Here is a 13320-nt window from a genome sequence, read left to right on the forward strand (position 1 = left end):
ACGAGCGCGCCGGAAAAAATGTCCCAGGGCAAATCGGTCGCATGGGCTTCCAGCGAGAAGACGCGCATTTTATCTGCGAAGTCGCAAAGATAGGACCGCCATGGAACTCGATATCGTTGCGCTGTCTCGCCTGCAGTTCGCCATGACAGCGATGTACCATTTCCTTTTCGTGCCGCTGACCATCGGCCTGTCCGTCCTGATCGCCATCATGGAGACGGTCTATGTGATGACCGACCGTGTGATCTGGCGGCAGATGACGAAATTCTGGGGCCTGCTGTTCGGCATCAATTTCGCCCTGGGCGTGGCCACCGGCATCACCATGGAGTTCCAGTTCGGCATGAACTGGAGCTATTTCAGCCATTATGTCGGTGATGTGTTCGGCGCGCCGCTGGCCATCGAGGGGCTGATGGCCTTCTTCCTGGAGGCGACCTTTGTCGGGCTGTTCTTCTTCGGCTGGGAGAAGCTGTCCAAGCGCCAGCATCTGATGACCACCTGGCTGGTCGCCATCGGGTCCAACTTTTCCGCGCTGTGGATTCTGATCGCCAATGGCTGGATGCAGAATCCGGTGGGGGCGGCGTTCAATCCCGAGACCATGCGGATGGAGATCGTCAGCTTCTACGAGGTGCTGTTCAACGAGGTGGCGCAGGCGAAGTTCGTGCACACCGTCTCCGCCGGCTATGTCACCGCCTCGATCTTCGTGCTGGGCGTCAGCGCCCTGTATCTGCTGCAGGGGCGGCATGTCGCGCTGGCCAAGCGGTCGATGGCGGTGGCGGCGAGCTTCGGCCTGGCCTCGGCGCTCAGTGTCGTGGTGCTGGGTGACGAGAGCGGTTATGCCGCCACCCAGCATCAGCGCATGAAGCTGGCGGCGATGGAAGGCATGTGGCGGACCGAGCCGGCGCCGGCAGGGTTCACCATTGTCGGCTTTCCGGACCAGGAAGCGCGCGAGACGCATTATGCGATCCATGTGCCCTATGTGCTGGGCCTGATCTCCACGCGGTCGCTCACCCGCGAGGTGCCGGGCATCGAGGAGCTGGTGGTGGAATCCGAACGCCGCGTGCGCAGCGGCATCCTGGCCTATACAGCGCTGAACGATATCCGCAGCAATCCGCCGGGCGAAACGCATCCGGCGGTGGCCGCGCAGTTCGAGGAGAATGGCCGCAATCTCGGCTATGCCTATCTGCTGAAACGCTACATCGACGATCCGGCGGAGGCGACGCCGGAGCAGATCGAAAAGGCGGCCTGGGACACGGTGCCCCGTGTGTTCCCGCTGTTCTGGTCTTTCCGCATCATGGTCGGACTGGGCTTCTTCTTCATCCTGCTGACGGGCGTGTTCTTCTATCTTTCCTCGACGCAGCAGCTCGACAAGCGGCGCTGGTTGCTCTGGGTCGCCGTCTGGTCGATCCCGCTGCCCTGGGTTGCGGCCGAGCTTGGCTGGTTCGTCGCCGAGTATGGCCGCCAGCCCTGGGTGATCGAGGGCATGCTGCCGACCGCCTACGCGGTCTCCTCGCTGGGGATCGGCCAGGTGCTGTTCACGATTGCCGGGTTCGCGCTGTTCTATACGGTGCTGGCGGTGGTCGAGGTGGCGTTGATGGTGAAATACATCCGCAAAGGGCCGCAGCCTGAAGGGCCGCTGGATGCCGAGGGCATGCAGCGCCGGCCCACTACCTCTCCTGTCCCGGCACCGGCGGAGTAACGGTCATGATCCTTTACGAATTCATCGACTACGATACGCTGAAGCTGACCTGGTGGGTGCTGCTGGGCGTGCTGCTGATCGGCTTCGCCGTCACCGACGGTTTCGATATGGGCGTGGGCACGCTGCTGCCCTTCGCCGCCCGCACCGACATGGAGCGGCGGATCGCCATCAACACCATCGCCCCGGTGTGGGAAGGCAACCAGGTCTGGTTCATTCTGGGGGGCGGCGCGATCTTTGCCGCCTGGCCACCGCTCTACGCCGTCAGCTTCTCCGGTTTCTACATCGCCATGTTCCTGATCCTGGCGGCATTGATCCTGCGGCCGGTCGCCTTCAAGTACCGCTCGAAGCGGCAAGATCCGCGCTGGCGCTCGACCTGGGACTGGGCGCTGTTCATCGGCGGCTTCGTACCGGCGCTGGTGTTCGGCGTGGCCGTCGGCAACGTGTTGCAGGGCGTCCCCTTCCGGTTGAGCGACGAGTTGCGGTCCTTCTATGAGGGCGGCTTCTTCGGCCTGCTGAATCCGTTCGCACTGCTGTGCGGGCTGCTCAGCGTGGCGATGCTGCTGATGCATGGCGGCGCCTGGCTGGGGCTGAAGGCCACGGGCATGGTCGCAGTGCGCGCGCGAACTTTCGGCATGCTGGCGGCGATCGCGGTGATCGTGCTGTTCGCGCTGGGCGGTGTGTGGGTCTGGCTCGGCATCGACGGCTACCGCATCCTGTCCGGCATCACGCCGGACATGGCCAGCAACCCGCTGCGCAAGCAGGTAGCGGTGGAGGCCGGCGCCTGGTTCACCAATTACGGCGCGCATCCCTGGATGTTGATTGCCCCGGCGCTGGGCTTCCTGGGCGCGCTGGGTGCATTGCTGGGCCTCGCACGGCAGCGGGAGGTTTCGACCTTCCTGTTCTCCAAGCTCAGCGTGGTCGGGATCATCTCGACGGTTGGCCTGTCGATGTTCCCGTTCATCCTGCCCAGCTCCATCGATCCGCGCTCCAGCCTTACGGTGTGGGATTCCGGCTCCAGCCATTCGACCCTGTTCAACATGCTGGTGGCGACGGTGATCTTCCTGCCGCTGATCCTGGTCTATACGAGCTGGGTGTACAAAGTGCTGTGGGGCAAGGTGACCGCCAAGGATATCGAGGACAGCCAGGACACGGCTTACTGAGGAGAGACTGCGATGTGGTATTTCGCCTGGTTGCTGGGCCTGCCGCTGGCGGCAGCGTTCGCCATCCTGAACGCGATGTGGTTTGAACTGATGGAAGAAGACCGTAAGAAAGAGGGCTCTGATATACCCTGACAGGAAATTCCATAAGAAACGTTCGTAAATAATAATTGCCCTAAATCCTTTTGGTCTTTGGGAGAATTATTAGTTAACTATCCATAAACCTATTTCGGTATTAGGATTCCTGAAAATACCGGGGAGGTTTCATGGAAGGGCTCACCGATGGCTGGATGTTTGTCGAGGACGGTACTGACCGGACGTACTGGCACCCGGACATAGCCCGCTTTCACGATTACTGGCAGGGGATAACGCCACCTGGCCATCTGCCTGGCCGGCAGCATTTCGATCCGCTGGATATCGCGCGCATTATGCCGCGTGTCTGGATGCTGGATGTTGTCCAGCCCGGCCCCCGGTTCCGATACCGCATGGCGGGCACCATGGAGGTCGAGACTCTGGGCATGGATCCGACGGGCCGCTGGCTCGATGAAGTTCACGATGCCTTCCGGACACGCCCCGATATTGCCAGCCGCTATCTGGCAACCGTCGAATCGGGCCGGGCGACCTATCGCTTCGGCCGGGTCGCCTTCGTTCATGACCGCGAGCACCGCTTCGTTCAGAATCTGATACTGCCCTTCGCCAGGGATGGTGCGGCGGTCGATCTGCTGATGATCCTCTCGATCATGTTCCACTCGGACGGTGTCGAGGTGAAATGACCCTCAGCCGGTGCCGGCAGTCGCGATAGCGCGCTGGATGGCCTGACGGTCGAGCCGGCCAGGCAGGGCGATGGCGACCAGCCGCCCTGGTCCCGCGAGTCCGGCGGGCGCGGCAGAGATGCTACAGCGCTGCGCGACGGTCTGGATCGTCCGCAATCTGCCATCCGCGACCGGCACGAAGCCCTTGGCGCGCAGCAACTCCAGCGCCGGGTCGGCAAGGGCGCGTGCCAGGGCCTCCGCATCGACTGGTGCCGTCACCGGAAAGCTGACCGTGTCATAGCCGGCGCTGTGGTGATGGTGCGCATGCTCATATGCGGGCAGGCGCTCCGTCGCGACGCCCAGCACGAGGTCTGCGGGCGGCGCGGCTTTGGTCGCCGTGACGATGCGGGCGCGGGGCGACGCCCCGGCCAGCCATTCCCAGGTTTCGGCAAGATAATCCGAGGAGACGAGATCGGCCTTGTTCAGCAGCACCAGGTCGGCGTCGGCCAGCTGTCGTGCGATGGTATCGCCGAGGTAGCGGTCGGCCGCGCGGGCACGGATCGTCTCGGCATCGGCCAGTACCAGCACGGCGTCCAGCCGGTAGCCCATGAGCAGGGTCAGAGAGCTGGCGATGCCGCCGGGCAGGGCAACGCCGCTGGCCTCGATCAGCAGATGGTCCGGGCGCGGATCGAGGGTCAGCAGGCGCTCCAGCGCTTCGATCAGGTCGCTGCCATAGCTGCAGCACACACAGCCACCGGCGATGGCGATCATGTCCTCGTCGCGGCGCTCGATCAGGTCGGCATCGATCGGCAGATCGCCGAACTCGTTCACCAGCACCGCCAGCCGCCGGCCTTCCGGGTGGCGCAGCAGATGGTTCACCAGCGTCGTCTTGCCGGCGCCCAGATAGCCGCCGATCACGGTAACGGGAAGCGGCGGCACCTCAGATGTCGGACGCGGCGAAGACCCGGCCATCCTGCACCGTGCCCCAGACCCGGACATCCTTCAGCGATTCATGCGCGATTTCCGTGGGATCGTCTTCCAGCACCGCGAAATCCGCGCGCTTTCCGGTCTCGATGGAGCCGACCTCACCATCCAGCTTCAGCGTATAGGCCGCCCCCAGCGTGATGGTACGCAGCGCGTCGGCGACGGAGATGCGTTCCGCCGCACCCAGAACGCGGCCGCTGGCGGTGATCCGGTTCACGGCGGCCCAGGCGGTGAAGAGCGGCCCCAGCGGCGTCACCGGCGCGTCGGAATGGATCGCCAGCGGCACGCCCGTTGCCAGCGCGGTGGCGCAGGCATTCATGCGCTCCGCACGCTCCGGACCGACGGTGATCGCGTAATGCTGGTCGCCCCAGTAGAAATGATGGTTGGGGAACAGGTTGGCACACAGACCCAGCGCCTTCATGCGGCGGAACTGCGCGGCATCGGCCAGCTGGCAATGCTGCAGGGTGAAGCGGTGATCGGGGCCGGGCTGGCGCCGCAGCACGGCCTCCAGCGTGTCCAGCATCAGCTCCGTCGCCTCGTCGCCATTGGTGTGGATATGCGCCAGGATGTCGTTGGCCAGCGCCAGCTCCAGCGCCTCGGCCAGCTGCTCCGGTGTCACGTACCACAACCCGTTCGGCTGGCCATTGTAATAGCCGGGCCAGCGCAGCCGCGCGGAGAATCCCTGGATCGAGCCGTCGGCAAACAGCTTGATGCCGCCCAGCCGCAGCCGGTCGGTGCTTTGGCCTTTCAGCGCCACGGCGTGCTCGATCAGCGCCGCCGGCGTCATGCCGACGAACCGCCGGAAGGAGGCGATTCGGACCGGGAACCGGTCCTCGCCGGTGACGCGGCGCATCATCGCCACCGCCTTGTCCGGCAGCAGATTGGCAAGGTCGGTGGCGGTGGTCACACCCTTGCGCACGCACAGCCGGGCGAACTGCCGCAGGCCGGTCTCGTCGCCGGCCTGTGCCTCGCGGTCGAAGCCGGCATGACGGCCGACCGGCATCATCGCCTCCGGTCCCTTCAATTCGCCGGTGGGCAGACCTTCCGCATCCAGCGGCACGCCCTGATGGTTTATGCCGGTGCGCAGGAAGCCGGCCAGTTCCAGTGCCTTGCTGTTCACGCTTAGGATATGGCCGCTGGCATGCATGACCGCGATGGGGCGCTCGGTCGAGACCTTGTCGAGATCGGCGCGGCCGATGCGGGCGCTGCCGAAATAGATCGGGTCCAGCGCCCAGCCGGTCAGCGGCTTCGCCGGATCGTCGAGCTTCCGCTCGGCCTCGCGCAGCCGGTCCAGCACGGCATCGACACTCGTCAAGCCCGGCCAGATTTTTCCGTCCGGGTCCATGCGGTCGAAATAGCCGCAATAGACCGACTGCCAGAACACGCCCTCGGAGATATGGCTGTGCCCCTCGACCAGCCCCGGCATCAGCACCTTGTCGGCGAACTGCCGGTCGATCCGGTGCTCGCCCCAGCCGGTCAGCTCCTCCAGCCGGCCGGCGCCGAGGATACGCCCGTCGCGCACCGCTACATGGGTCGCCAGCGGCCGGGCCGGGTTCATGGTCAGGATATTGCGCGCCTCGAAAATGGTGATCATCGCCGTCACTCCTGTTCCGGCCCGGCGACGAGGCCGCTATCGAACAGCTTGCCGATCGCGCCTGAGGACAGGCCCAGTACCTCGGCCAGCACGGCCTCGCTATGTTGGCCAAGCGCCGGGGCGGGCACGATGTCGCCATGCGGCGCGGCGCCGAAGGACAGCGGGATATGCGGCGTCAGATAGCGTCCGATGCCAGGCTGCGCCGCCTCGCGGAACAGCGGGTTGGCGGTGGAGCAGCGCACATCCTCCGCAACCAGCTGGCGGAAATCCTGGAACGGCCCCCACAGCACGCCGCTGCCCTCCAAGGCCTGGCGGATATCAGACAGCGTGCGCGCCGCGAACCAGGGCGCCAGCACGGCGGCAATGGCGTCGCGCGCGGCATAGCGCCCGGCCTCGTCGGACAGATCGACGCCCATCGCGGCGGCGACATGTGGCATGCGCTCTTCCGTGCCGGTGGCGCGCAGCAGGCTTTGCCATTGCCGGTCGGAGAAGGCGGCGACCATCACGGCGCGCCCGTCCTTTGTCGCGAAATCCCGGCCGAAGCCGCCATACAGGTGGTTGCCGATGGCCGGGCGCTGCCGGTCGGTCAGCTGCACCTCGGCGATGTAGCCGAGATTGCCGACCGTCGCCAGCATGACATCCGACAGGGCGATGGAGACTTCCTGGCCCTTGCCGGTCGCCTGCCGGTGCTGCACCGCCGCCAGCGTGCCGGTGGCGAGATAGAGGCCGGTCGCGATGTCCCAGACCGGGATGGCGTGGTTGAGGGGGCGGGTGCCGTCGCCGGTGACCATCGGGAAGCCGCTGGCGCAGTTGACCGTGTAATCGACCGCCGCCGAGCCATCGTGATTGCCGGTAAGCTTCAGCATGATCAGATCGTCGCGGCGCTGCTTCAGCGCCTCATAGGACATCCAGCCGCGCGAGGGCAGGTTGGTCATCAGGATGCCACCGCCATCGCCCGGCTGCCCGGCGATGAGGGAGGTCGCCAGTTCCTGCCCCTCGGGGCGGGCGAGGTCGATGCGGATCGAGCGCTTGGCCTTGTTCAGCCCGGCCCAGTAGAGGCTCCTGCCATCGTCGGTCTGCGGCCAGCGATTATAGTCGATGCGCCCGGATTTCGGGCTGATCTGGATGAGATCGGCGCCGAGCTGGGCCAGCGTCATGCCGCCCAGCGGGGCCGCGACATAGGCCGATACCTCGACGACACGCAGATTGTTCAGGACGCCTGGCACTTATCTGTTCCCCCCGTTGCGGATTTTCGTGCGCGGCAAGCATAGCCGGTCGGTATGCCGGCCTGTCCATATCGATTTAACATGCGGTCTTGCACAGGGCGGGCGGCTCGCCCGACAATGCCGCTCCCCGAACGCAACCCAGCGGATAGGAACGATATGACCGAGTCCCGACCGAAGCTCACCATCCTGGAACAGCGCCGCATCGAGGCCGGCATCGTGAAGCCGATCTACGAGACGCTGGAACGCGAGCTGGGCAGGGAAAAGGCGCAGGAGCTGCTGGGCAAGGCGATCCGCCAGGCCGCACTGGACAGCGGCCGCGACTTTGCGGCGGAGGAGAAGGAGGGCACCAGCCTGGAAAGCTTCGCCGTGCTGTTCGAGCGCTGGAAGGGGGGCGGCGCCTATGATTTCGAGTTGCTGGAGCAGAATGCCGAGAATTTCGACTTCAACATCCGCCGCTGCGCCTATGCCGAGATGTATCACGAGATGGGCCTCGGCCCCATCGGTCACCTGCTGTCCTGCCAGCGTGACGGGGCGCTGTGCGAAGGCTATGACCCGAAGATCGAGATGACCCGCACCCAGACCGTGATGCAGGGCGCCAGCCATTGCGATTTCCGATTTCGCTACCGGAAAGAATGACCGTTTGTCAGAAGAACTGATGCGGTCTTTATGAGTTTTTAACCAAATCCGCCCTACCCTGATTCAAAATGGGTGGGAATCGTCTCATGAACATGATCGACCTGCTGGGTCGCATGGGAATCGCATCGAAAATCTTCCTGGTGGTCGGCGTTCAGCTGGCCGCCTCCATTGCTATTGCAGTCATCGCCCTGTCCACGCTGGAGCGTTACAACGCGGTCGTGCGGCAGGCCGAGATTGCGGCTGAGCGGGCGATGCTGGGCGAAAACACCAATGCGCTGATCTATGCTGTCGTCATGGATTCGCGCGGTGTCTACATGTCCGAGGATACTAAATCCGCGACGCAGTTCGCCATCGGCATCCAGGCGCTCGTCACGAAGATCGAAGAAAACATGGCGGCGTGGCGGCATCTGGTGGAACCGCACAGGCGCGCCGATTTCGAGGAGCTGAATGCCGCCGCCGTGGAATTCGTCGCCTTCCGGCGCGAACTGGCGAGGCTGGGCATGCATGTCGATCCGGCATTAAGCCGCGCCATGGGGGATAATTACGATAACCGCAGCAACCGGCAGGCCTTCAACGTGCTGATGGCGCAGGAGGCGCTTTACAATGCCGAACAGGTTGAACAGCTGACGGAATCGGTGAAGGGGCGGTACAATCAGGCCATTGTGCTTATCGCATCGGTTTCCGCCGGTGGCATCGCCTTGTCGATCCTGCTGGCCTATGTGGTTTCCGGCTATGGCATCATCCGGCCCCTGAAGAGGGTGACCGATATCGTGGCAAAGCGCCTGCCCGGCGCAGAACCTCAGGCAATAGAAGAGGTTGCGCGCCGCGACGAGATCGGCGCGATGGCCCGCGCCATCCAGGCCCAGCGCGCGCTCGAACAGGAAATTCTGCACCAGCATGGGGTGGAGCAGTCACTGATCCAGCAGAAGATGGAGGCGGAGGCGGCCAACCAGGCGAAATCCATCTTCCTGTCGCATATGAGCCACGAGCTGCGGACACCGCTGAACGCGATCATCGGCTTTTCGGAGATATTGCGCGCGGAGAGCTTCGGCCCGCTCGGCAACCCGCGCTACAACGAATATGCCTCCTATATTCTGGATTCAGGGACGCATCTGCTGGGCATCATCAACGATGTGCTCGAACTCAGCCGCATGGATCATCGCGATTTCAAGCTGACGACGGAACCGGTCGTCCTGTCCGAGATCATCGGTTTCTGCGCCCGTGCCTTTAGTGGCGGCGCGAACGATGGACGGCTGCAGATCGGCGGCGGTTTCGACATGATCGTCGATGTCGATGCCCGGCTGTTGCGTCAGGTGCTCACCAACATGATTTCCAACGCGCTGAAATATTCGCCGTCCGACCTGCCGGTGACGATCGATTGGGAGATGGCGCCGGATGGCGCCGTGGGGCTGCGCGTCACCGATCTTGGGGAGGGGATTCCGCCGGAAAAGTTGCGCGTGGTCATGCAACCTTTCGTGCAGCTTGAGGATAGCGGCCTGAACAGCCACGGGCTCGGGCTTGGGCTGTCGCTCGCCCAGCGTTTCATGGAGCTGCATGGCGGGTATATCGAACTGCGCAGCACCGTGGGCGAGGGCACCTGCGCCATCGCCTGGCTGCCGGCAGAGCGTGTGGTGCGAAACCAGGCGGCGCAATAGCGGCCTGCTTGGCCAAAAGACAGTTTTTCCGCATCTGCTCTGGCCAGGAAAGGCGCGTCCGTGCGAAAACGGCTTCTCTTCCTTGCCCGCCGCACCAGAGTCAGCCATGTCCGCAAACGCCGATACCCCAGCCGCCCTGTTGCCCGAGAATATCGCCGAGGCGCTCCGGCTGATCCGCCCGTATGTTCGCCACACGCCCGTGCTGCGCGTGGATATGGCGGATTTCGGTGGGGCATCCTACCCTGTCGATCTGAAGCTGGAGAGCCTGCAGCACAGCGGTTCCTTCAAGGCGCGCGGCGCCTTCGCCAGTTTGATGACACAGGATATCCCGGCTGCTGGCGTGGTCGCGGCGTCGGGCGGCAACCATGGCGCCGCCGTCGCCTATGCGGCGATGAAGCGGGGCGTGCCGGCCACAATCTTCGTGCCGGAGATCGCCAGCCCAGCCAAGGCGGAGCGCATCCGCAGCTATGGCGCCAGGCTGGAGATCGGCGGTGAGCGCTATGCCGATGCGCTGGCGGCCAGTGAGTTGTTCGTGAAGGAAAGCGGCGCCCTGCCGATCCATGCCTATGACCAGGTAACGACGCTGCTGGGGCAAGGGACGCTGGGTGCCGAGATCGAGCAGGACCTGCCGCAGCTCGACACCCTGCTGGTCGCGGTCGGCGGCGGCGGGCTGATCGGCGGCATTTCCGCCTGGTATCGCGGCCGGGTGCGGATCGTGGCGGTGGAGCCGGAAGGCGCGCCGACACTGAACAAGGCGCTGGCGGCAGGCCGCCCGGTGGAGGCAGAGGCCGGCAGCATCGCCGCCGATTCGCTGGCGCCGCGCCAGGTGGGCGCGATGATGTTCCCGCTGGCGCGCGATTATGTGGCCCAATCCGTACTCGTCAGCGATGACGATATCCGTAATGCCCAGAAGGCGTTATGGGAGTCTGTTCGTGTTGTGACGGAGCCTGGCGGAGCCGCTGCCTTCGCGGCGCTGCTCGCTGGCCGCTACGTGCCCGAGGCTGGCGAGAAGGTGGCGGTGCTGGTCTGTGGTGCCAACACCAGCGCCGTCAGCTTCAGCTAGAACGCCGCGCTGCCGCCAGCTCTGCGGCCTGCTTCGTCAGCCCGTTGCGGTCGATCTTGTTGGTGCCGGCGAGCGGGATTGCCGGCACGAAGAACACATGACGTGGATGCTGGTAGGCCGGGCCACGCTCGATGGTCCACTGCTTCACCGCCTGTTCCGTCAGGGTCGCGCCCTCGCGCAGGGTAACGAAGGCGACCGGCAGCTTCTGCTTCAGCTCATCGGGGATCGGCACCACCACGGCCTGGCTGATCGAAGGGTGCGATTCCAGCAGGCGTTCGACCTCGGCCGGCCAGATATTCTCGCCGCCGCAGACGAACATGTCGTCGTCGCGCCCGACGAAATAATGGAAGCCGCGTTCGTCGCGCCGCACCACATCGCCGCTGTGATACCAGCCGCCATCGCGCAGGGCCGCCGCCGTCTTCTCTGGCATGTGGCGATAGCCCCGCATGGTCGCAGGGTTGCGCATCTGCAGGATGCCTTCGCCCACGCCCTCGACCACGTTGCCATCGGGGGCGACCAGCCGTGTCTCGCCCTCGGGAATCGGATAGCCCAGCGCCTCGTCCGGCGTGGCGATGCCGTCCGGATGCGGGCCATAGACAGCGGCGCCAGCTTCCGTTGTGCCATAGCCGTTGGTGATGCGGGCATTCGGGAACAGCGCGCGGACTCGGTCTACCAACGCCTTCGAGTAGGGGGAGGAGCCCATGAACAGCCGGGTTACGCCGTCGAATTCCGCCGGACGCGGCTTGTCGCCCAGATGATTCGCAACCATTGCCATCATGGTCGGCACACAGGTCAGCCAGGTTGCCTTGTGGTCGATGATCGCCTTCACATAGCTTTCCGCCGTGAACACCGGCTGCAGGATCACCTGCGCGCGATTCAGGAAGGCGAACTTCAGATTGAACAGCGCGTTCATGTGATACATCGGCGCGGCGACGATCAGCCGATGCTGGCTGTTGTCGCCCTTGCTGACCACCTGCACCATCCAGTGCTGGCCGCGATGGCTGAGCGGCACGCCCTTGGGCCGCCCGGTGGAGCCGGAGGTATAGAGGAGCTGAGCCGGCTCGTCCGGCTCCGGCACGATGGCCTCGAACGGGCCGGGGTCGGGCAGGGCGTCCCACTCCGGGCTGCCGAACAGGATGCAGGGCACCCCGGCGGGGGCGAGATGGGCGCGTTCGGAATCGGCGACGACGAGCCGGGCATCGGCATCCTGCGTGATCAGTGCCACGGTCTCGGCGGCCAGCTTCCAGTTGACCGGCACCACCACGATGCCGGCGCGCATGGCACCGAAATAGAGCGCCACGAATTCCGCCCGGTTCGCCGCCAGCACGGCGATGGAATCGCCGCGTTTCAGGCCCCGTTTCAGCAGGCCGCGGGCCAGCGCGTTGGCCAGTCCGTCCAGTTCTTCCGCACTCCAGGCACGCGGCGGGTCGCCCGCTGCATAATCCCACAGCACAGTACGGCCAGGATCGGCGCCGGGGGACAGGATAGCGCCCAGATTGGGGATGTTGGTCATCGCGGGGCGGCCTTTCAGGGAACGAACACCACCTTGCCGAAGACCTTGCGGTCGATCAGCGCCTGCAGGCCTTCCTTGAAGTTGGCCTCGGTAAGCGGCAGCACCCGGTCGATCACTGGCAGGAGCTTGCCGTCGCGCACCATCGCCATCAGGGCTGTCTGGTCTTCCGGCGTCCAGGCGTTGGAGCCGACGATGGACATCTCGTACGACCAGATGTAGCGGATATCCTCCTTCGGGTCGTAGCCGGCCGTGGCACCGCAGACCAGCATGCGCCCGAAGCGGCACATCACCTTCAGGCTCTTGGCCCAGGTCTCGCCGCCAATATAATTCACCACCACATTCACGCCGCCACCGCCCCAGATGCGTGGCTTGCCGTGACGTTCATGGATGGCGGCGACGAAATCTTCCTTCGAGGTGTCGATGGTCTCGTCGGCGCCGATCTCCTTCAGTTTTTCGCACTTCTCGGCGGAGCTGGCGCAGGCGATCACATAGGCGCCCGCCATCTTGGCAAGCTGCACCGCGCCTGTCCCCACACCGCCGGTTGCTCCGAGCACCAGCACCTTCTCGCCTTCCTTCACCTGGCCGCGCACCATCATCATGCGCCGCGCCGTGCCATAGGCGATGGGCAGCGAGGCCGCCTGCTCATAGCTGACGCCTTCGGGAATCGGCAGCAGGAACTTGGCATCGACGGCGATATAGTCGCAGGCACCGCCGCGCAGCGTCTCGCCCATCTGGCCGATGCCAGGCTGGAAGGGCACGACCTGCACCCGGTCGCCCGGCCTGAACTTACCGGCCGGCACATTGGTGCCGACATCGACGATCTCGCCGGCGATGTCGCCGCCAGGGATCATCGGGAAGGGCGTCTTCAGACCGGGAATGCCATTCAGGATCATCGGGTCGAAGCCATTCAGCGCGACCGCCTTGACCTTCAGCAGGCATTCGTCAGGGCCGGCGGTCGGCGTCGGAAACTCACCATGGCTGATCTGTTCGAGTCCGCCATGGGCGCTGTAGAGAATGGCTTTCACGTTTTTCTTCCTTGTTATCGCG

The 13320-nt window shown here is 64.8% G+C and carries 12 protein-coding genes; 7 read left to right on the forward strand and 5 right to left on the reverse strand.

Features of this window, described 5'->3' with window-relative positions; genetic code table 11:
- Nucleotides 1-100: 100 nt before the first annotated feature.
- From BKM74_RS16510 to BKM74_RS16525, 4 genes are all read left to right on the forward strand, one after another.
- Entirely contained in the window at nt 101-1693 is a 1593-nt protein-coding gene (locus tag BKM74_RS16510) for a cytochrome ubiquinol oxidase subunit I (protein ID WP_086466808.1), read from the forward strand.
- A 5-nt stretch (nt 1694-1698) separates the two neighbouring features.
- Nucleotides 1699-2853, forward strand: coding sequence for a cytochrome d ubiquinol oxidase subunit II (gene cydB / locus BKM74_RS16515; RefSeq protein ID WP_086466809.1), 1155 nt, complete (start codon nt 1699-1701; stop codon nt 2851-2853).
- 12 nt (nt 2854-2865) lie between these two features.
- Nucleotides 2866-2985 (forward strand): cytochrome bd-I oxidase subunit CydX, encoded by a 120-nt coding sequence (gene cydX, locus BKM74_RS16520; protein ID WP_086466810.1) that lies wholly within the window; start codon nt 2866-2868, stop codon nt 2983-2985.
- Between the two features lie 131 nt (nt 2986-3116).
- A complete protein-coding gene (locus BKM74_RS16525) occupies nt 3117-3623 on the forward strand; it encodes a PAS domain-containing protein (protein WP_086466811.1) in 507 nt (168 codons plus the stop codon).
- A 3-nt stretch (nt 3624-3626) separates the two neighbouring features.
- Here the strand turns inward: BKM74_RS16525 and BKM74_RS16530 are convergent, their stop codons facing one another.
- From BKM74_RS16530 to BKM74_RS16540, 3 genes are read right to left on the reverse strand one after another with little or no spacing between them, the layout of a single operon-like run.
- Nucleotides 3627-4541, reverse strand: coding sequence for a CobW family GTP-binding protein (locus BKM74_RS16530; protein WP_176342581.1), 915 nt, complete (start codon nt 4539-4541; stop codon nt 3627-3629).
- Between the two features lies 1 nt (nt 4542).
- Nucleotides 4543-6180: an amidohydrolase gene (locus tag BKM74_RS16535; RefSeq protein ID WP_086466813.1), complete on the reverse strand. Its 1638-nt coding sequence runs from the start codon at nt 6178-6180 to the stop codon at nt 4543-4545.
- Nucleotides 6181-6185: 5 nt separating this feature from the next.
- Nucleotides 6186-7406, reverse strand: a complete 1221-nt coding sequence (locus BKM74_RS16540; protein ID WP_086466814.1) for a CoA transferase — start codon at nt 7404-7406, stop codon at nt 6186-6188.
- Nucleotides 7407-7562: 156 nt separating this feature from the next.
- On the opposite strand from BKM74_RS16540, the gene BKM74_RS16545 reads away from it, so the two are divergent.
- The 3 genes from BKM74_RS16545 to BKM74_RS16555 all read left to right on the forward strand — a co-directional run bounded on the left by BKM74_RS16545 (nt 7563) and on the right by BKM74_RS16555 (nt 10760).
- Nucleotides 7563-8042 carry an L-2-amino-thiazoline-4-carboxylic acid hydrolase gene (locus BKM74_RS16545; protein ID WP_086466815.1) on the forward strand — a complete coding sequence of 160 codons (480 nt, stop codon included), beginning with the start codon at nt 7563-7565 and terminating at the stop codon, nt 8040-8042.
- A gap of 86 nt (nt 8043-8128) precedes the next feature.
- A complete protein-coding gene (locus tag BKM74_RS16550) occupies nt 8129-9697 on the forward strand; it encodes a sensor histidine kinase (RefSeq protein WP_176342582.1) in 1569 nt (522 codons plus the stop codon).
- A gap of 106 nt (nt 9698-9803) precedes the next feature.
- Nucleotides 9804-10760, forward strand: a complete 957-nt coding sequence (locus tag BKM74_RS16555) for a threonine/serine dehydratase (protein ID WP_086466817.1) — start codon at nt 9804-9806, stop codon at nt 10758-10760.
- Here the strand turns inward: BKM74_RS16555 and BKM74_RS16560 are convergent.
- On the reverse strand, nt 10753-12273 hold the full coding sequence (locus BKM74_RS16560) for a class I adenylate-forming enzyme family protein (protein ID WP_086466818.1): 1521 nt from the start codon (nt 12271-12273) through the stop codon (nt 10753-10755). The genes BKM74_RS16555 and BKM74_RS16560 overlap by 8 nt on opposite strands.
- Nucleotides 12274-12287: 14 nt before the next feature.
- A complete protein-coding gene (locus BKM74_RS16565) occupies nt 12288-13298 on the reverse strand; it encodes a zinc-binding dehydrogenase (protein WP_086466819.1) in 1011 nt (336 codons plus the stop codon).
- Nucleotides 13299-13320: the final 22 nt, after the last annotated feature.

The sequence above is a fragment of the Oceanibaculum nanhaiense genome (genome assembly GCF_002148795.1).
GTDB lineage: Bacteria > Pseudomonadota > Alphaproteobacteria > Oceanibaculales > Oceanibaculaceae > Oceanibaculum > Oceanibaculum nanhaiense.